Below are 19478 nucleotides of genomic sequence, written 5' to 3'. Positions count from 1 at the left end.
GCCCATGCCGCTCGTCCGAACCCCCCTGCCCCGCGCGCGGTGGCTCCGCTCCGCCGTCCTGGTCGCCGCGTCGGCGGGGCTCGTCGCCGCCGCGCTGCCCGCCCCGGCGCCGCTCGGCATCGGGGACCCGCTCTTCCCGCACCTCGGCAATCCCGGCTACGACGTCCTCGCGTACGACCTCGACCTCACCTATCGCGGGGTCAACACCGAGCCGCTGGCCGCCGTGACCCGGATCGACGCGCTCGCCACCGACGACCTGGAACAGCTCAACCTCGACTTCACCCACGGCACGGTCTCCGCCGTCACCGTCGACGACCTGCCCGCCACGTACACCGGCAGCGGCGAGGACCTGGTCATCACCCCCGCCGTGCCCATCGACGCCGGCGAGCCGATCGAGATCACGGTCACCCACACCAGCGACCCCAGCGGCCCGGCCGCCACCGGCGGCTGGGTCCGTACCGGCGACGGCCTCGCCATGGCCAACCAGGCCGACGCCGCCCACCGCGTCTTCCCGTCCAACGACCACCCGGCGGACAAGGCGTACTTCACCTTCAGGATCACGGCACCCAGCGAGCTCACCGCCGTCGCCAACGGCCTGCCCGCCGGCCGCGTCACCCGGGGCGCCACCACCACCTGGACGTACCGCACCCACCACCCCATGGCCACCGAGCTCGCCCAGGTCTCCATCGGCCGCTCCACCGTCGTGCACCGGGCCGGGCCCCACGGCCTGCCCGTGCGCGACGTGGTGCGCACCGTGGACCGGGAGCTCATGGAGCCCTGGCTGCGCCGGACCCCCGGGCACCTGGAGTGGATGGAGCGCCAGGTCGGCCCGTACCCCTTCGAGACGTACGGGGTCCTCATCGCGGACGCCGCCACGGGGTTTGAACTGGAGACCCAGACCCTCTCCCTCTTCGAGCGCGGCCTCTTCACGGAACCGGGCTACCCGGAGTGGTACGTCGACTCGATCATGGTGCACGAGCTGGCCCACCAGTGGTTCGGCGACAGCGTCTCGCCCCGGACCTGGTCCGACCTCTGGCTCAACGAAGGGCACGCCAGCTGGTACGAGGCGCTGTACGCCGAGGAGACCGCCGGCAAGTCCCTGGAGCGGCGCATGAAGGCCGCCTACGCCGCCTCGGACGGCTGGCGGGCCGACGGCGGCCCCCCGGCGGCCCCCGAGCCCCCCTCGCCCACCCACAAGATCAGCCTCTTCCGGCCCGTGGTCTACGACGGCAGCGCCCTCGTCCTCTACGCGCTCCGCCAGGAGATCGGCGCCGAGGCCTTCCAGCGCCTGGAGCGCCGCTGGGTCGCCGACCACCGGGACAGCACCGCCACCACCGCCGACTTCACCGCCCTGGCCTCCGAGATCGCCGGACGCGACCTCACCGCCTTCCTCCACGCCTGGCTGTACGAGGCGAAGACCCCGCCGATGCCGGGGCACCCGGACTGGCGCAGCCGCCCCGCAGGGGCCGAAGGAACCGCCCCGAAACCCGGGTGACGGGCCCGGCGGGGCCGTGTCACCATCATCAGGTCGGCGACGCGGCCGAGGGCCCGGGAATCTTCCGGTGGTCGGACGCGTTGTGCCGACATCAGACTCATCGCTTCACCGAGGCAATCGACGTGAAGCAATCGACGTAAGGATCAAATGACCTCCTCTTCTTCCCCTTCCCAGGACGAGCAGAGCTTCGCGGAGACGAGCCGTACCGAGAGCCTTCGGGCCGATGCCCTGATGGAAGAGGACGTCGCCTGGAGCCACGAGATCGACGGAGAGCGGGACGGCGACCAGTTCGACCGCTCCGAGCGTGCGGCGCTGCGCCGTGTCGTCGGCCTCTCCACCGAGCTCCAGGACGTCACCGAGGTCGAGTACCGACAGCTGCGCCTGGAGCGCGTCGTGCTGGTCGGTGTGTGGACCTCGGGGACCGTCCAGGACGCGGAGAACTCCCTCGCGGAGCTCGCGGCCCTCGCCGAGACGGCGGGCGCCCTCGTACTCGACGGCGTGATCCAGCGCCGTGACAAGCCGGACCCGGCGACCTTCATCGGCTCCGGCAAGGCGCGCGAACTGCGCGACATCGTGGTCGAGACCGGCGCCGACACCGTCGTCTGCGACGGCGAGCTCAGCCCCGGCCAGCTCATCGCCCTCGAGGACGTCGTCAAGGTCAAGGTGGTCGACAGGACCGCCCTGATCCTCGACATCTTCGCCCAGCACGCCAAGTCCCGAGAGGGCAAGGCGCAGGTCGCGCTCGCGCAGATGCAGTACATGCTGCCGCGCCTGCGTGGCTGGGGTCAGTCGCTCTCCCGGCAGATGGGTGGCGGCGGCGGTGGCGGCATGGCCACCCGTGGTCCCGGTGAGACCAAGATCGAGACCGACCGGCGCCGTATCCGCGAGAAGATGGCGAAGATGCGCCGGGAGATCGCGGAGATGAAGACCGGCCGCGACATCAAGCGGCAGGAGCGCCGCCGCAACAAGGTGCCGTCGGTCGCCATCGCCGGTTACACCAACGCGGGCAAGTCCTCCCTGCTCAACCGGCTCACCGGCGCGGGCGTCCTCGTGGAGAACGCGCTGTTCGCCACGCTCGACCCGACCGTCCGCCGGGCCGAGACGCCCACCGGCCGGGTCTACACCCTGGCCGACACCGTCGGCTTCGTCCGGCACCTGCCGCACCACCTGGTCGAGGCGTTCCGATCCACCATGGAGGAGGTCGGCGAGTCCGACCTCATCCTGCACGTGGTGGACGGCTCGCACCCCGCCCCGGAGGAGCAGCTGGCCGCCGTGCGTGAGGTCTTCCGGGACGTCGGCGCGGTGAACGTGCCGGAGATCGTCATCATCAACAAGGCGGACGCGGCGGACCCGCTGGTGCTCCAGCGTCTGCGGCGGATGGAGAAGCACTCCATCGTGGTCTCGGCCCGTTCGGGCCAGGGCATCGAGGAGCTGCTCGCGCTCATCGACTCCGAGCTGCCCCGCCCGCAGGTCGAGCTCGAGGCCCTCGTGCCGTACACGCAGGGCGGCCTGGTCTCCCGGGTGCACGCCGAGGGTGAGGTCGAGTCCGAGGAGCACACCCCGGAGGGCACCCTGCTCAAGGCCCGGGTGCACGAGGAACTCGCGGCGATGCTCGCGCCGTACGTTCCGGCCGCGCACTGACCCACGGCTGAACGACCGAGGGCGCTGTCCCCTCCCGTCACGGGAGGAGGGCAGCGCCCTCAGTCATGAGGTCATGAGGTCATGAGCCGGCTGTGCGTCAGCGGGCGAACTTCTTGCTGACCATCTCGTGGGCCGCCTTGGCGCCCCGGCCCAACTGCGGGCCGGCGAGCCAGCCGTTACCGCCGGCCGGGCCGATCGAGGTGTTCGACACGAGCGCCGTCTTGCCGTTCGGCATGACGCGGAACCAGCCACCGCCCGAGGAGCCGGCGGTCATCGTGCAGCCGATCCGGTACATCACCGGCGTGGCCGGCGCCGTGGTGAGCCGCGTCGCCCGGTCCAGGCACTTGTGCATGATCATGCCGTTGTACGGCGGAGCCGACGGGTAGCCCCAGGCGCCCACCGTCCCCGCTCGCGCGGGTGCAGGCGCGGAGAAGTCGACCGGCAGCGCGGCGCCGACGGTCTCCTCAAGGGACTTGGCTCCCCGCTGCGGCTTCACGTGCAGCACGGCGTAGTCGTACGGCCAGGCCGCCTGACTGGACCCGCCGGACTTGATCCACTCGCCCGAGGTCACGGCCCAGTCGGCCCAGTACTGGCCGTAGGGGTACACCTCGTGCGGCTTGGCGTTGTTGAGCGCCGAGGGGGACTTGCCCAGGTCGTTGAAGGCGGGGACGAAGGTGATGTTGCGGTACCAGCCGCCGCGCTTGCCCGCGTGGACGCAGTGTCCCGCCGTCCAGACCAGGTTGGACTTCCCGGGCCGGCGCGGGTCCTTCACGATGGTGCCGGAGCAGACCATGTGGCCCTTGGGCGAGTCGAAGAAGATCTTCCCGACCGGGGCCGCGTTGCGGTGGTACGGCGTCTTCTCACGCTGTGCCCTGACCGGTCGGGGAGTCGGGTCGGTGCCGCCGCCCCCGGCCTGCGCGGTGATCGTCGGGTCCGGGCTCTTCGCCGACTGCATGCGCGCCGGGTCCCAGAGGTCCTCGATCACCGGGTTGACGAAGTCCTCGGCCTCACGGAGCCAGGTGTCCGTGTTCCAGTTCTTCCATTCGCCGTCCTTCCACTTGTCCAGGTCGACGCCGTGCTTCTCGAGCTTGTCGGCGAGGTCCTTGGCGAGGTCGGCGCCCTCGCCGTCGGTGGCAGGCGCGGAGCTGCTGGCGCCGGCGGCCGGCTTGTCCGCCGCCGGCGTCTCGGTGGGGCCGCAGGCCGTGGCGGTCAGCGCGAGCGCGGTGACCAGGCCCAGGGCGGCGGGCAGGAGTCGTACGGAACGCATGTGGTGAATTCCCCCTGAGATGATTCCGCGTCCGGGCGCGGGCCCCGTCTTCCGGCGAGATCTCGCCTTGACGTTGCCATGGACGCGTCACTTGCGGTGCACAGTATGCCGGTTGGAACGACATGGGTGAGACCCAGGTGAGTCGTGAGACGCGGGGCGACCCCGGCTCGAGCGCGGGTTCCCGGATCAGTCACGGGTTCCCGCCCGGGCATGGGGGAGGCGGGGCCCCACGGCCCCGCCTCCAGCCGTGCCTACTGCCCGGCGTACTTCTTGCTGACCTCGTCGAAGATGGCCTTGGCCTCGGGACCGAGACGGGGGCCGGCGAGCCAACCCGCCGACGACGGGCCGATCGAGGTGTTCGACACCAGCGCCGGCTTGCCGTCGCCGCCCTGGGCGACCCAGCCGCCACCGGACGAACCACCGGTCATCGTGCAGCCGATGCGGTACATCGTCGGCTGCTCCGCCTTCAGGGACAGCCGGCCCGGCTTGTCCGCGCACTGGAACATCTTCTGGCCGTCGAACGGCGGCGCCGCCGGGTAACCGGTCGCCTCCAGACTCGCGATCTTCGGCACCGCAGGCGCGTTGAAGTCCACGGGGAGCGCCGAACCCACGGTCTCCTCAAGGGACTTGCCGGAGCCACCCTTCTCCGGAGTCACCTGGATGACCGCGAAGTCGTAGGGAGCGCCCGCACCACCGGTGGACGCGCCCTGGGCGATCCACTGGTCGGAGGTCTTGACCCAGTCCGCCCACCACACGCCGTACGGGGCGATCTGCTCGCGCGTCGCCTTCTCGAGGTCGGCGGTCGACAGCGCGGCGTCGTTGTACGAGGGCACGAAGGCGATGTTGCGGTACCAGCCGCCCTGCTTGCCCTTGTGCACACAGTGGCCGGCCGTCCACACCATGTTCGACTTGCCCGGGTGCGCCGGGTCCTTCACGACCGTGGCCGAGCAGACCATCGAGCCCTCAGGGCCGTCGAAGAAGACCTTCCCGGACTCCGGGGCGCTGTCGTGGTACTTCGGAGCCACGGACTTCGCCCGCACGGGGTCCGGCGTCGGGTCGGTCACGCCCTTGTCGCCCGAGATGTCCTCCTCCTCGACCGGCTTGTCGGGGCGCTCGGCCTCCCGCATCCGGTCCGGGTCCCAGAGGTCCTCGATGATCGGGTTGACGAAGTCCTTGGCCTCACGCAGCCACTTGTCGCGGTCCCAGTTCTTCCACTCGCCGTCTCGCCACTTGTCGACGTCGATTCCGTGCTCCTTCAGGCGATCCTTCAGGTCCTCCGGAATCTTGATCTTGTCGGCCGGGTTCAGGCTCGCGGGTGCGCTGGGCTTGTCTCCCGCGTTCTCCTCGCTCGGCCCGCAGGCCGTAACGGTGAGCGTCAGCGCCGCGACGGCGGAAGCCGCCATCAGCAGCGGACGAATCGATCGCATCTCGTGATCCCCCTGGGACTACGTCAACTTGTGCATGGACGAACAGCGGCCGTGCCCGCACGGGCAGCGACCGACGGCCCCCACTATGCCGGTGCCGGAGGGGACGGTACGCGGCCGGTCGCCGGTTCCGGACATGGTTCGGTCGTTGCCGTGCCGTGATCCGGGACACGCCAAGTTCTTGCCTCCGGCCCGTGATCCCGGGCAGTTCACGTCGTTGGTACGGACGGGGGACACAACGGTGGCGTTCAGGGCGGCCCTTGCGGCGGCTCCGCGACGCCCCGATGTGCAACGCAACTGTTACAGCGGGAGGACACCGAGTCGTGGCCGTGACCGAATCAGCTCCGGCCGTCCCACCGGCCGCGCGGACGCAGACCCGGACGCCCGACGGCCCCGTCGGCGCGGCCGGCACCGGGACGCACCCCCCGACGGTCCGGGGCACCCCACCCCAGGGACCGCCGGCCCAGGGCGTCGGCGGGTACGAGGGGATCCTGCGCCGGCAGTCCCTGCGTGAGTCCGCCGCCCGCACCTACGCCCGCTCCCTGCCCATCGTCCCCGTGCGCGCCAGGGGGCTGACCATCGAGGGCGCCGACGGCCGCCGCTATCTCGACTGCCTGTCCGGTGCCGGGACGCTCGCCCTCGGGCACAACCACCCCGTCGTTCTGGAAGCCATCAAGAAGGTCCTCGACTCGGGCGCACCGCTCCACGTCCTCGACCTGGCCACCCCCGTGAAGGACGCCTTCACCTCCGAGCTGTTCGCCACTCTTCCGGGCGAACTCGCCGACAACGCGCGCGTCCAGTTCTGCGGACCGGCCGGCACGGACGCCGTTGAGGCGGCCCTCAAACTCGTCCGCACCGCCACCGGCCGCAGCGGCCTCCTCGCCTTCACCGGCGCCTACCACGGCATGACGGCCGACGCCCTCGCCGCCTCGGGCGGAGCGACCGACGTCCGCGTCACCCGGCTGCCCTACCCCCAGCAGTACCGCTGCCCCTTCGGCGTCGGCGGCGCCCAGGGCGCCCGACTGGCCGCCCACTGGACCGAGACTCTTCTCGACGACCCCAAGAGTGGCGTCACCGCCCCCGCCGCGATGATCGTCGAGGCCGTCCAGGGCGAAGGCGGGGTCATTCCCGCGCCCGACGACTGGATGCGCTGGATGCGTCGGATGACCGCCGACCGCTCCATCCCCCTCGTCGTCGACGAGGTCCAGACCGGTGTCGGGCGGACCGGCGCCTTCTGGGCGGTGGAGCACAGCGGCGTCGTGCCCGACGTGATGGTCCTCTCCAAAGCCATCGGCGGCTCCCTCCCTCTCGCCGTCATCGTCTACAGGTCCGAGCTCGACGCCTGGGAACCCGGCGCCCACGCGGGCACATTCCGCGGCAACCAGCTCGCCATGGCCGCGGGCACGGCCACCCTCGCGTACGTCCGGGAGAACAAGCTCTCGGAACGGGCCGGCATCCTCGGCGAACGCATTCTCGGAGAGCTCCGCGGCCTCGCCGCCGCCCACCCCTGCGTCGGCGACGTCCGCGGCCGGGGCCTCATGATCGGCGTCGAACTCGTCGACCCCGAAGCGGCGGCACCCGACGACGCCGTCCCGCCCGCGGCTCCCGCCCTGGCCCTGGCCGTCCAGCAGGAGTGCCTCGCCCGCGGACTCATCGTCGAACTCGGCGGGCGGCACTCCGCGGTGGTCCGGCTTCTGCCCCCGCTCACCCTCACCGACGAGCAGGCCACCGCCGTCCTGGACCGCTTCGCCGACGCCCTGGCCGCGGCGGAACGGGCCCACACCCCCCAGCCGTCCGTCGCCCCCCGGGCCACGGCCCCCCGGAACGCCCCCGGGCCGTCCCACTGACCCGGACCGCCCCGGCCCCACCCCAAGGAAGCCCCGTGAACGCCACGCCCCCCTCCCCGGCGCCCGAGACCGCCCCCCACGCCACCAAGGAACTCGCCCCCCAGACCCTCCTCCCCGAGGTCCGCGACTTCCCGCTGTCGACCCCCTCTTCACTCCGCACCCAGCTCCCCGGCACCGCCGAGACCATCCCCGGCGAACACGCCGCCCACGACCCCGGTACTGCGGCATACGGTTCCGCCGCGCCCGGAACCTTCTCGAGCGACATCTCCTCCTTCGGCACCTCCCCCTTCGATCCCTCCTCCGGTTCCGCGGCCGCCGGCGCCACCACGTCAGACGGCGCCGACCCCACCGTCCCGCGTCAGCACGCCGGTCCGTACGACCCTCGGCCGCACGGCCCGGCCGCCGTCGCCGACCCCCTGGACGACCCGGACCCGCAGCGCGCCGCCGACGCGGCCACCATCGAGAACCTCCTCCGCTGCTGGGTGCGGGAGAAGAACCTGCCCGCCCCCGGTTCCACCACCCTGCGCATCTCCCTCGACGCCAGCGGCACCGCCCTCCTCGTCCCCGTCCGCTACTGGTCGGCCACCGGCTGGCACCGCTTCGGCGCCCCCGCCCTGGAAGGGCTCCCGGCCACCGCGCCGACCGTCGACGCCGTCACCGTCGCCGCCCTGCTCAGCCGGGAGACCGGCCGTCCCGAGGGCACCGACCTCGTCGGCAGGGTCGCCGACTCCGCCCGCCGCACCGCCGACTTCCTCACCGAGCGCCGCCACCGGCCCCAGCCGCACCCGGACGCCGACCTCTTCCTCGCCGCCGAACAGTCCCTGCTGCTCGGCCACCCCCTCCATCCCACTCCCAAGAGCCGCGAAGGCCTCTCCGAGGCCGAGGCCCGGCTCTACTCACCCGAACTGCACGGCTCCTTCCCCCTCCACTGGCTCGCCGTCGACTCCTCCCTCCTGGCCTCCGACTCCGCCTGGACCGAACAGGGCCGCCCTGTCACCGCGGAGCAACTCGCCTCCGGCCTCGCCGAGGGGCTCGCGCTCCCCACCGGCACCGCACCCCTCCCCGTGCACCCGTGGCAGGCCCGTGAACTCCTGCACCGCCCCGACATCCGCGCCCTCCTCGACGCCGGGCTCCTCCACGACCTCGGCCTCCACGGCAGCCCCTGGCATCCCACCTCCTCCGTCCGCACGGTGCACCGCCCCGGCGCCCGGGCCATGCTCAAGCTCTCCCTCGGCCTGCGCATCACCAACTCCCGCCGGGAGAACCTCCGCAAGGAACTCCACCGTGGCGTCGAGGTCCACCGGCTGCTCCGCACCGGCCTCGTCGACGAGTGGCAGGCCGCCCACCCGGGCTTCGACATCGTCCGCGACCCCGCCTGGCTCGCCGTCGACACCGCGGACGGAACCCCCGTCCCCGGACTCGACGTCATGATCCGCCACAACCCCTTCGGACCCGGCGACGACGCCGTCTGCATCGCCTCCCTCACCACCCCGCGCCCCTGGCGCGGGTCCACCACCATGCGCTCCCGCCTCGCCGACGTCATCGGCCGGCTCGCCGCCCGCACCGGCCGCCCCACCACAGCGGTGTCCGCCGAGTGGTTCCTCCGCTACCTCGACCACGTCGTCCGCCCCGTCCTCTGGCTCGACGGCCATGCCGGCGTCGCCCTGGAAGCCCACCAGCAGAACACCCTGGTGCTCCTCGACCCCGACGGCTGGCCGGTCGGCGGCCGCTACCGCGACAATCAGGGCTACTACTTCCGCGAGTCCCACCGGAGCGAGCTGGAGAGCCGTCTCCCCGGCATCGGCGCCGAGAGCGACACCTTCGTCTCTGACCAGGTCACCGACGAGCGCTTCGCCTACTACCTCGGCATCAACAACGTCCTCGGTCTGATCGGCGCCTTCGGCGCCCAGCACCTCGCCGACGAACGGGTCCTCCTCGCCGCCTTCCGCAGCTTCCTCACCTCCGCCACCAGCCTCGGTTCACCCCTGCCGCACCGGCTCCTGGAGGCCGCGACGCTGCGCAGCAAGGCCAACCTCCTCACGCGCCTCCACGGCATGGACGAACTCGTCGGCCCCGTCGACACCCAGTCCGTCTACGTCACCGTCACCAACCCCCTCCGTCCCTGAGCCGCCCACCGAGGACCCACGCCCCGACCGCACCGCCGAGAGGAGAGCGACACCGTGTCACCCACCCGCCCACCGGCCGACCCGCCCGGCGATGACACCCTCGATCTGAGGCTCGACGACCTCGTCGCCCTCCTCGAAGGCGCTCACGACGCCGAAGTCCTCGACGGCGACCTGCTGGACGCCATCGCTTCCTGGGATCCAGCCTTCACCCCGGTCGGCACCTTCCGGCTCGTCCCCGTACGACTCGAAAGGGACCTGCCGCTCCTCGCCCGATGGATGAACGACCCCGCCGTCGCCGCCTTCTGGGAACTGGCCGGACCCGAGACCGTGACCGCCGAGCACCTCCGCGCCCAACTCGAAGGCGACGGCCGCAGCGTCCCCTGCCTCGGCCTGCTCGACGCCACACCCATGAGCTACTTCGAGATCTACCGAGCCGACCTCGACCCGCTCGCCCGGCACTACCCCGCCCGTCCCCATGACACCGGTATCCATCTGCTGATCGGAGGCATCACCGACCGTGGCCGCGGCGTGGGCACCACACTTCTACGCGCCGTCGCCGATCTCGTCCTCCACCACCGTCCCCGATGCACGCGCGTCGTCGCCGAACCCGACATCCGTAACACCCCCTCCGTCTCGGCCTTCCTCAGCGGTGGCTTCCGCTATGCGGCGGAAGTCGACCTCCCCGACAAGCGAGCGGCGCTCATGATGCGTGACCGCGCCCTCCGTCACGTTCTGTGAACAACCCTCTGTCTTCTATACACCGCTCGCCCCACAGCGGTTCCCACCCCGAGGAGTCCTCGTGTCGATGTCCCCTGCACCTCACGACTCCGCTCAGCCCGCGCCGTCCACCCCGTCTCCCACGACCGGACCGCCGCCCGCCCCCGAGCTGCTCGCTCCCCCCGAGCTGAACACGGCCGCCTGGACGCGGGCCTCGTCGCGCCTGCTCGCCAAGGCCCTCGCCGAGTTCGCGTACGAGGAGATCCTCGAACCCGTCCCCGCCGCCGGCGAACCCGACCACCACGCCCTGCGGCTCGACGACGGGACCACCCTGACCTTCCGTGCCCGCCGCGGCGCCTACGACAGCTGGTACGTGACGCCCGGCTCGATCACCCACCAGGGCCGGCCCATGACCGACCCCCTCGACTTCCTGGTCCGCGCCCGCCACCTGCTCCAGCTCGACGGCGCCACGCTCGGCCATCTCATCCGTGAGCTCTCCGCCACCCTCGCCGCCGACGCCCGCATCGACCACACGGCCCTCAACGCAGCCCGGCTCGCCGAACTCTCCTACGCGGAACTCGAAGGCCACCAGACCGGCCACCCCTGGCTGGTCCTCAACAAGGGACGCATCGGCTTCTCCGCCACCGACGCCGCCCGCTGGGCCCCCGAGGCCCGGCGCGCCACCAGGCTGCCGTGGATCGCCGTGAGCAACCGCATCGCCGCCTACCGGGGCGTGACCGGCCTCGACACCCCCGACCGCCTCTACTCCCAGGAGCTCGACCCCGAGGTCCACGCCGCCTTCCGCGCCCAGCTCGCCGCGCGCGGTCACGAGCCCGACGGCTACCTCCTGCTGCCCGTCCACCCCTGGCAGTGGGACGAGATCCTGCTGCCCCTCTACGCCCCGGCCATCGCCGCCGGGACCGTCGTCCCGCTCGCCGCCGACGGCGACCTCCGGCTTCCGCAGCAGTCGGTCCGCACCTTCCTCAACACCAGCCGGCCCGACCGGCACACCGTCAAACTTCCCCTGTCGGTGCTCAACACCCTCGTCTGGCGCGGGCTTCCCACCGAACGGACCCTCGCCGCACCCGCGGTGACCGCCTGGGTCCACGGCCTGCGCGACGCCGATCCGTTCCTGCGGGACGAGTGCGGGGTGGTCCTCCTCGGCGAGGTCGCCTCGGTCACCGTCGAGCATCCCCTGTACGACCGGCTGCCCGAAGTCCCGTACCAGTACAAGGAACTCCTCGGCGCGATCTGGCGCGAACCGCTCAGGCTCCCCCCGGGCGAGCGGGCCCGCACGCTCGCCTCCCTGCTCCATACGGACCCCCACGGGCGGGCGTTCGTCGCGGAACTGGTCGAACGCTCCGGACTCGCCCCCGCCGTCTGGCTCCAGCACCTCTTCGCGTCCCTGCTGCCTCCGCTGCTGCACTTCCTCTACCGGTACGGCACGGTCTTCTCCCCGCACGGCGAGAACGCCATCGTCGTCTACGACGGCGAGGACGTTCCCGTCCGTCTGGCGATCAAGGACTTCGTCGACGACGTGAACATCAGCGCCCAGCCGGTCCCCGAGCACGACACCCTGCCGGACGACGTCCGTGCCGTCCTCCTGACCGAGCAACCCGACTTCCTCGTCCAGTTCATCCATTCGGGGCTCTTCGTGGGCGTCTTCCGCTATCTCGCACCGCTCTGCGAGGAGCAACTCGGGGTGCCCGAGAAGGAATTCTGGGCCCTCGTCCGCGCCGAGGTCCTCCGCCACCAGGCGCGCTTCCCCGAGCTGAAGGAACGGTTCGAGCTCTTCGACCTCCTCACCCCCCGGATCGACAGGCTCTGTCTCAACCGCAACCGTCTGCACCTGGACGGCTACCGAGACCGCCCCGAGCGGCCGCACGCGGCCGTGCACGGGACCGTCCCCAACCCGCTCGCGTGAGGTGTGCGCGTGACCCGGCTGTCGGTGGCGCACCTTAGGGTGGAAGGGCTATGACGAAGCCATCCCTCCCCGACCTCCTCCACGCCGCCGTTTCCGCCGTCGGCGGCACGGAGCGGCCCGGCCAGGTCACCATGGCCGAGGCCGTGGCCGAGGCCATCGACGACAACTCCCACCTCCTCGTCCAGGCCGGCACCGGCACGGGCAAGTCGCTCGGCTACCTGGTGCCGGCGCTCGCCCAGGGCGAGCGGGTGGTGGTGGCCACGGCCACCCTGGCGCTGCAGCGCCAGCTCGTCGAGCGTGATCTTCCGCGGACGGTCGAGGCGCTGCATCCGCAGCTGCGCCGCCGCCCGCAGTTCGCCATGCTCAAGGGCAGGTCGAACTACCTGTGTCTGCACCGGCTCCACGAGGGTGTCCCGCAGGAGGAGGAGGACGGCCTCTTCGACCCCTTCGAGGCGGCCGCTCCCACCAGCAAGCTGGGCCAGGACCTCATGCGGCTCCGGGACTGGTCGGACGAGACGGAGACGGGCGACCGGGACGACCTGACGCCAGGTGTCTCCGACAAGGCCTGGGCCCAGGTCTCGGTCTCCTCACGCGAGTGCCTGGGCGCGAGCAAGTGCGCGTACGGGGCGGAGTGCTTCGCCGAGGCGGCGCGGGAGCGTGCCAAGCTCGCCGACGTCGTCGTCACCAACCACGCGCTCCTTGCCATCGACGCGATCGAGGGCGCCCCGGTGCTCCCGCAGCACGAGGTACTGATCGTCGACGAGGCCCACGAACTGGTCTCCCGAGTCACTGGGGTCGCCACAGGCGAGCTCACTCCCGGCCAGGTCAACCGCGCTGTGCGTCGGTCCGCGAAGCTGGTCGACGAGAAGGTCGCCGACCAGTTGCAGACCGCCGCCGAGGGCTTCGAGCGGGTCATGGAGCTGGCTCTGCCGGGGCGTCTGGAGGAGATCCCGGAGGATCTGGCGTACGCGCTGATGGCACTGCGGGACGCGGCCCGCGCGGTGATCACCGCCCTGGGTTCCACCAGGGACCGGTCCGTGCAGGACGAGGACGCCGTGCGCAAGCAGGCCATGGCCTCGGTGGAGACCGTCCATGGTGTCGCGGAGCGGATCACCCAGGGGTCGGAGTACGACGTCGTCTGGTACGAGCGTCACGATCGTTTCGGGGCCTCGCTGCGGGTCGCGCCGCTGACCGTCTCGGGGCTGCTGCGGGAGAAGCTGTTCACCGAGCGGTCCGTGGTCCTGGCCTCGGCCACGCTCAAGCTGGGCGGCGACTTCAACGGCGTCGGCGCGTCGCTCGGACTGGCTCCGGAGGGCACCACGGGTGACGATCTGCCCGTCTGGAAGGGCATCGACGTCGGTTCTCCGTTCGACTATCCCAAGCAGGGCATCCTCTACGTCGCCAAGCATCTCTCCAAGCCTGCCCGTGATGCGGACCGCGGCGACATGCTGGACGAGCTGACCGAGCTGATGCAGTCGGCCGGCGGGCGGACCCTCGGTCTGTTCTCGTCCATGCGTGCGGCGCAGCTGGCCGCCGAGGAGCTGCGGACGCGGGTCCCGGAGCTTCCGATCCTGCTCCAGGGCGAGGACACGCTGGGCGAGCTGATCAAGAACTTCGCCGCCGACCCGAAGACCTGTCTCTTCGGGACGCTCTCGCTCTGGCAGGGCGTGGACGTCCCGGGGGCCAGCTGTCAGCTGGTCGTCATGGACAAGATCCCGTTCCCCCGCCCGGACGACCCGCTGATGAGCGCTCGCCAGAAGGCGGTCGAGGAGGCCGGCGGCAACGGCTTCATGGCGGTCGCGGCGACCCACGCGGCGCTGCTGATGGCCCAGGGAGCCGGCCGACTGGTGCGGGCGACGGGCGACCGGGGTGTCGTGGCGGTTCTTGACCCCCGACTGGCCACGGCCCGGTACGGCAGCTATCTGAAGGCCTCGCTGCCCGACTTCTGGTACACGACCGACCGCAATCAGGTACGGAAGTCGCTCGCGGCCATCGACGCCGCGTCGAAGGCAGCGGGTGCCTGAGGTCTACGGACAGGGGGCGGGCAGCCGGGGCCCGTCCGGACACGGCAGGGCCCCGGAACCGGCGCAGTGGATTCCGGGGCCCGGTCAGAGCCGGCAAGGTGGGTCACACCCGCCGCAGTACCGCCACGACCTTGCCGAGGATGGTGGCCTCGTCACCGGGGATCGGCTGGTACGCAGCGTTGTGCGGGAGGAGCCAGACGTGGCCGTCCTCGCGCTTGAAGCGCTTGACCGTGGCCTCGCCGTCCAGCATGGCGGCGACGATGTCTCCGTTCTCCGCGACCGGCTGGCGGCGGACGGTGACCCAGTCGCCGTCACAGATGGCGGCCTCGATCATCGAGTCGCCGACGACCTTGAGGACGAACAGCTCGCCGTCACCGACCAGCTGCCGGGGGAGAGGGAAGACGTCCTCGACGGACTCCTCGGCCAGGATCGGGCCACCGGCGGCGATCCGGCCGACCAGAGGAACGTAGGAAGCGGCCGGCTTGCCCGTGGTGTCCGTCGGCTGTGTGCTCGGCTGGTCGGAGCCGCGCACCTCGTACGCCCGCGGCCGGTGGGGGTCGCGGCGGAGGAAGCCCTTGCGCTCGAGCGCCATGAGCTGGTGCGCCACGGAAGAGGTGCTGGAGAGGCCGACCGCCTGCCCGATCTCACGCATCGACGGCGGGTAGCCGCGCCGCTGGACCGAGTCGCGGATGACTTCGATGACCCTGCGCTGCCGGTCGGTGAGACCGGAGCTGTCGGCGCGGATGCCTGGAGGTCGTCCCGGGAGGGCGCGGGCGGGTCGCCCGGGGTCCTCGCCGTTCATGCTCACTTCATTCATGGCGTGCACCGGCTCGAGTCGGCCCTGGGAGCGGTCCTGGGCGGTGATGGTGGCACTGTCTGCGGTGGTGGTCACGTCGTCGGCCCCTCTCGAATGGTCTCCCTGGCTGGCACAACGGTAGTGGCTTTCGAAAGGTTGCGCCAAACACACGTTCGAGTGAAAATTCGCAGATCGCCTTACGCCTGTACGCATACGGGTGTATGAGCACTCTCACGCCGACGTCCAGAATCGGTCGTTACGGTAGCCTTCCCCGCTGGGTCGCGGGCGCTCGGTGCACCCTCTCAGTGTCGCACCCGGTGGGGCGGAATCCGGGGAGCGGGGGCGTCGCGACACGCGGAGGCTCCCTAAGTGCCCCCAACCCAAGATCTAGTGGTTGGATGGCACCGGCCACCCAGGGGTAGTGGTCCCCGGTCTGCCGGGGCTGCCCACATCGCCTATGCTGGTGGTCGCTTCGCAGGGCCTTGAAGGCCGGGCGAGGCTCACCAGTCGTGCCTTGAGGGAGGGTCGGAACCAATGCACTGCCCCTTCTGCAGGCACCCCGACAGCCGTGTCGTCGACAGTCGCACCACCGACGACGGGACGTCGATCCGGCGTCGTCGCCAGTGCCCCGACTGCTCCCGTCGTTTCACGACGGTGGAGACGTGCTCGCTCATGGTGGTGAAGCGCTCCGGTGTCACCGAGCCTTTCAGTCGTACCAAGGTCATCTCCGGCGTCCGCAAGGCGTGCCAGGGGCGACCGGTCACCGAGGACGCCCTCGCCAAGCTCGGCCAGCGGGTCGAGGAGGCGGTGCGCGCCACCGGCAGCGCCGAGCTGACCACCCATGACGTGGGTCTGGCCATTCTCGGCCCGTTGCAGGAGCTCGACCTCGTCGCGTACCTGCGCTTCGCTTCCGTTTACAAGGCTTTCGACAGCCTCGAAGACTTCGAGGCCGCCATCGCGGAACTCCGCGTGCGGCCTCCCGCTGAGAACCGCGGGACCGGTGTGACCCCTGAGGTCCCCGTTCCCGCCACCGCCGCCGACTGACCGGCGGTCCGGGCCGAGAGGGTCCGGCGGCCGGCCGCCGAGCGGCCTGGCAGACGTGCCCCGAGCGATCCCTCGTGACGCTCGTGGCAGCAGTACAGAACGACGTACAGAAGACGGTGCCCTGGGACTTTCTGGGCGCCAAAGTGTGTTTTGCCCGTATATGGGAGGCGGCATGACAGAGACGGCGAGCGGTCCGGCACGTGGTTCTCGTTCCAAGGGAACCAAGGCGGCGAGCAAGGGCCTGCGTATCGAGCGCATCCACACCACCCCCGGCGTGCATCCGTACGACGAGGTGGCCTGGGAGCGCCGTGACGTCGTCATGACCAATTGGCGCGACGGCTCGATCAACTTCGAGCAGCGTGGCGTCGAGTTCCCCGACTTCTGGTCGGTGAACGCGGTCAACATCGTCACCAGCAAGTACTTCCGCGGGGCCGTCGGCACCCCGCAGCGCGAGACCGGCCTCAAGCAGCTGATCGACCGCATCGTGAAGACGTACACGAAGGCCGGGGAGGAGCACGGCTACTTCTCCTCGCCCGCCGACGCCGAGATCTTCGAGCACGAGCTGGCCTATGCCCTCCTGCACCAGATCTTCAGCTTCAACTCGCCGGTCTGGTTCAACGTCGGCACGCCGCAGCCCCAGCAGGTCTCCGCCTGCTTCATCCTGTCCGTCGACGACTCCATGGAGTCCATCCTCGACTGGTACAAGGAAGAGGGCATGATCTTCAAGGGCGGCTCCGGCGCCGGCCTCAACCTCTCCCGCATCCGCTCCTCCAAGGAGCTTCTCTCCTCCGGCGGCAACGCCTCCGGCCCGGTCTCCTTCATGCGTGGTGCCGACGCCTCCGCAGGAACGATCAAGTCGGGCGGTGCGACCCGCCGCGCGGCCAAGATGGTCATCCTCGACGTCGACCACCCCGACATCGAGGACTTCATCGAGACGAAGGTCAAGGAGGAGGAGAAGATCCGCGCCCTTCGCGACGCGGGCTTCGACATGGACCTGGGCGGCGACGACATCACGTCCGTCCAGTACCAGAACGCCAACAACTCGGTCCGCGTGAACGACACGTTCATGAAGGCCGTCGAGGCCGGCGGGAAGTTCGGCCTCACCTCCCGCATGACCGGCGAGGTCATCGAGGAGGTCGACGCCAAGTCGCTCTTCCGCAAGATGGCCGAAGCCGCGTGGGCCTGCGCCGACCCGGGCATCCAGTACGACGACACGATCAACCACTGGCACACCTGCCCCGAGTCCGGCCGGATCAACGGCTCGAACCCGTGCAGCGAGTACATGCACCTGGACAACACGTCCTGCAACCTCGCCTCGCTGAACCTGATGAAGTTCCTCAAGGACGACGGCAAGGGCAACCAGTCCTTCGACGTCGAGCGCTTCGCCAAGGTCGTCGAGCTCGTCATCACGGCGATGGACATCTCCATCTGCTTCGCCGACTTCCCCACCCAGAAGATCGGCGAGAACACCCGCGCCTACCGCCAGCTCGGCATCGGCTACGCCAACCTCGGCGCCCTGCTGATGGCGACCGGCCACGCGTACGACTCCGACGGCGGCCGCGCCCTCGCCGGTGCCATCACCTCCCTGATGACCGGCACCTCGTACAAGCGCTCCGCCGAGCTCGCCGCCGTCGTCGGCGCGTACGACGGCTACGCCCGCAACGCCGAGCCGCACCAGCGCGTCATGCGCCAGCACGCCGACGAGAACACCAAGGCCGTCCGCGTGGACGACCTCGACTCGCCGATCTGGGCCGCCGCCACGGAGGCCTGGCAGGACGTGATCCACCTCGGCGCCAAGAACGGCTTCCGCAACGCCCAGGCCTCGGTCATCGCCCCGACCGGCACCATCGGTCTCGCGATGTCCTGCGACACCACCGGCCTCGAGCCCGACCTCGCCCTGGTCAAGTTCAAGAAGCTCGTCGGCGGCGGCTCGATGCAGATCGTCAACGGCACCGTCCCGCAGGCCCTGCGCCGCCTGGGCTACCAGGAGGAGCAGATCGAGGCGATCGTCGCCCACATCGCCGAGCACGGCAATGTGATCGACGCTCCCGGCCTGAAGACCGAGCACTACGAGGTCTTCGACTGCGCCATGGGTGAGCGCTCCATCTCCGCGATGGGCCACGTCCGCATGATGGCCGCCATCCAGCCGTGGATCTCGGGCGCCCTCTCCAAGACCGTGAACCTGCCGGAGACGGCCACGGTCGAGGACGTCGAGGAGGTCTACTTCGAGGCCTGGAAGATGGGCGTCAAGGCGCTCGCGATCTACCGCGACAACTGCAAGGTCGGCCAGCCGCTCTCCGCCAAGAAGAAGGAGGAGGAGAAGGCCGAGGTCACCGCGAAGTCCGAGGCGACGATCCGCGAGGCCGTCGAGAAGGTCGTCGAGTACCGCCCGGTCCGCAGGCGCCTTCCCAAGGGCCGCCCGGGGATCACCACCTCCTTCACCGTCGGTGGAGCCGAGGGCTACATGACCGCCAACTCCTACCCGGACGACGGTCTCGGCGAGGTCTTCCTCAAGATGTCCAAGCAGGGCTCGACGCTCGCCGGCATGATGGACGCCTTCTCCATCGCCGTCTCCGTGGGTCTGCAGTACGGCGTCCCGCTCGAGACGTACGTCTCGAAGTTCACCAACATGCGCTTCGAGCCGGCCGGCATGACGGACGACCCGGATGTGCGGATGGCGCAGTCGATCGTCGACTACATCTTCCGCCGTCTGGCGCTGGACTTCCTGCCCTTCGAGACCCGCTCCGCCCTCGGCATCCACTCGGCCGAGGAGCGCCAGCGTCACCTGGACACCGGCTCGTACGAGCAGTCCGAAGAGGACGAGGTCGACGTCGAGGGCCTGGCCCAGTCCGCCCCCCGCACCCCGGAGCTGAAGGCCGTCGCGCCTCCGGCCCCGAAGGTGGAGGTCCCGGCCCCCAAGCAGGCCCACACCTCGGCGGAGCTCGTCGAGATGCAGCTCGGCATCAGCGCCGACGCCCCGCTCTGCTTCTCCTGCGGTACGAAGATGCAGCGCGCCGGCTCCTGCTACATCTGCGAGGGCTGCGGCTCGACCAGCGGCTGCAGCTGACACCGGGCGGGACCACGCCTGACGTGACGTCCGGCGTGGTCCGCGCCGCAGGTCGCTGACGAGTGCCTCACGAAGGGGGCCGGCCTTGGGGCCGGTCCCCTTCGCT

General features: G+C 70.8%; 12 protein-coding genes. 9 read left to right on the top strand and 3 right to left on the bottom strand.

What is annotated here, in order from left to right:
• The first annotated feature begins 4 nt into the window (after nucleotides 1-4).
• A complete protein-coding gene (locus ACFVYX_RS13545) occupies nucleotides 5-1495 on the top strand; it encodes a M1 family metallopeptidase (protein WP_389681488.1) in 1491 nt (496 codons plus the stop codon).
• Nucleotides 1496-1642: 147 nt separating this feature from the next.
• Nucleotides 1643-3136 carry a GTPase HflX gene (gene hflX / locus ACFVYX_RS13540; protein ID WP_389681487.1) on the top strand — a complete coding sequence of 498 codons (1494 nt, stop codon included), beginning with the start codon at nucleotides 1643-1645 and terminating at the stop codon, nucleotides 3134-3136.
• Nucleotides 3137-3233: 97 nt separating this feature from the next.
• On the opposite strand, the gene ACFVYX_RS13535 is transcribed toward hflX, so the two are convergent.
• Both ACFVYX_RS13535 and ACFVYX_RS13530 read right to left on the bottom strand, forming a co-directional pair.
• On the bottom strand, nucleotides 3234-4403 hold the full coding sequence (locus ACFVYX_RS13535) for a trypsin-like serine peptidase (protein ID WP_389681486.1): 1170 nt from the start codon (nucleotides 4401-4403) through the stop codon (nucleotides 3234-3236).
• Nucleotides 4404-4654: 251 nt separating this feature from the next.
• Nucleotides 4655-5830 (bottom strand): trypsin-like serine peptidase, encoded by a 1176-nt coding sequence (locus tag ACFVYX_RS13530; protein WP_389681484.1) that lies wholly within the window; start codon nucleotides 5828-5830, stop codon nucleotides 4655-4657.
• 320 nt (nucleotides 5831-6150) lie between these two features.
• Between ACFVYX_RS13530 and ACFVYX_RS13525 the strand changes: the two genes are divergently transcribed.
• From ACFVYX_RS13525 to ACFVYX_RS13505, 5 genes are all read left to right on the top strand, one after another.
• On the top strand, nucleotides 6151-7674 hold the full coding sequence (locus ACFVYX_RS13525; RefSeq protein WP_389681483.1) for a diaminobutyrate--2-oxoglutarate transaminase family protein: 1524 nt from the start codon (nucleotides 6151-6153) through the stop codon (nucleotides 7672-7674).
• A 263-nt stretch (nucleotides 7675-7937) separates the two neighbouring features.
• The gene (locus tag ACFVYX_RS13520; protein WP_389681549.1) at nucleotides 7938-9800 is read left to right on the top strand and encodes an IucA/IucC family protein; all 1863 of its coding nucleotides are present in this window, start codon (nucleotides 7938-7940) and stop codon (nucleotides 9798-9800) included.
• Between the two features lie 54 nt (nucleotides 9801-9854).
• Nucleotides 9855-10538 carry a GNAT family N-acetyltransferase gene (locus tag ACFVYX_RS13515; RefSeq protein ID WP_389681482.1) on the top strand — a complete coding sequence of 228 codons (684 nt, stop codon included), beginning with the start codon at nucleotides 9855-9857 and terminating at the stop codon, nucleotides 10536-10538.
• A 67-nt stretch (nucleotides 10539-10605) separates the two neighbouring features.
• Nucleotides 10606-12441, top strand: a complete 1836-nt coding sequence (locus ACFVYX_RS13510; protein WP_389681481.1) for an IucA/IucC family protein — start codon at nucleotides 10606-10608, stop codon at nucleotides 12439-12441.
• 50 nt (nucleotides 12442-12491) lie between these two features.
• Nucleotides 12492-14465 carry an ATP-dependent DNA helicase gene (locus ACFVYX_RS13505; RefSeq protein ID WP_389681480.1) on the top strand — a complete coding sequence of 658 codons (1974 nt, stop codon included), beginning with the start codon at nucleotides 12492-12494 and terminating at the stop codon, nucleotides 14463-14465.
• Between the two features lie 103 nt (nucleotides 14466-14568).
• On the opposite strand, the gene lexA is transcribed toward ACFVYX_RS13505, so the two are convergent.
• Nucleotides 14569-15357, bottom strand: a complete 789-nt coding sequence (lexA, locus tag ACFVYX_RS13500) for a transcriptional repressor LexA (protein WP_384112108.1) — start codon at nucleotides 15355-15357, stop codon at nucleotides 14569-14571.
• Nucleotides 15358-15795: 438 nt separating this feature from the next.
• Here lexA and nrdR point away from each other — a divergent pair, with 438 nt between their 5' ends.
• Entirely contained in the window at nucleotides 15796-16305 is a 510-nt protein-coding gene (gene nrdR, locus ACFVYX_RS13495; protein ID WP_389681479.1) for a transcriptional regulator NrdR, read from the top strand.
• A gap of 172 nt (nucleotides 16306-16477) precedes the next feature.
• Nucleotides 16478-19372 carry a vitamin B12-dependent ribonucleotide reductase gene (locus ACFVYX_RS13490; protein ID WP_389681478.1) on the top strand — a complete coding sequence of 965 codons (2895 nt, stop codon included), beginning with the start codon at nucleotides 16478-16480 and terminating at the stop codon, nucleotides 19370-19372.
• The last annotated feature ends 106 nt before the right edge of the window (nucleotides 19373-19478 follow it).

The sequence above is a fragment of the Streptomyces sp. NPDC058326 genome (assembly GCF_042879855.1).
Lineage (GTDB): Bacteria > Actinomycetota > Actinomycetes > Streptomycetales > Streptomycetaceae > Streptomyces.
This window is presented reverse-complemented; position numbering and strand designations above follow the sequence as displayed.

Coding starts and splice junctions, on each gene's coding strand:
- ACFVYX_RS13510 (WP_389681481.1), top strand. CDS start 10,606: ATGTCCCCTGCACCTCACGACTCCGCTCAGCCCGCGCCGTCCACCCCG.
- ACFVYX_RS13535 (WP_389681486.1), bottom strand. CDS start 4,403: ATGCGTTCCGTACGACTCCTGCCCGCCGCCCTGGGCCTGGTCACCGCG.
- ACFVYX_RS13490 (WP_389681478.1), top strand. CDS start 16,478: ATGACAGAGACGGCGAGCGGTCCGGCACGTGGTTCTCGTTCCAAGGGA.
- ACFVYX_RS13505 (WP_389681480.1), top strand. CDS start 12,492: ATGACGAAGCCATCCCTCCCCGACCTCCTCCACGCCGCCGTTTCCGCC.
- ACFVYX_RS13530 (WP_389681484.1), bottom strand. CDS start 5,830: ATGCGATCGATTCGTCCGCTGCTGATGGCGGCTTCCGCCGTCGCGGCG.
- ACFVYX_RS13545 (WP_389681488.1), top strand. CDS start 5: ATGCCGCTCGTCCGAACCCCCCTGCCCCGCGCGCGGTGGCTCCGCTCC.
- nrdR (WP_389681479.1), top strand. CDS start 15,796: ATGCACTGCCCCTTCTGCAGGCACCCCGACAGCCGTGTCGTCGACAGT.
- hflX (WP_389681487.1), top strand. CDS start 1,643: ATGACCTCCTCTTCTTCCCCTTCCCAGGACGAGCAGAGCTTCGCGGAG.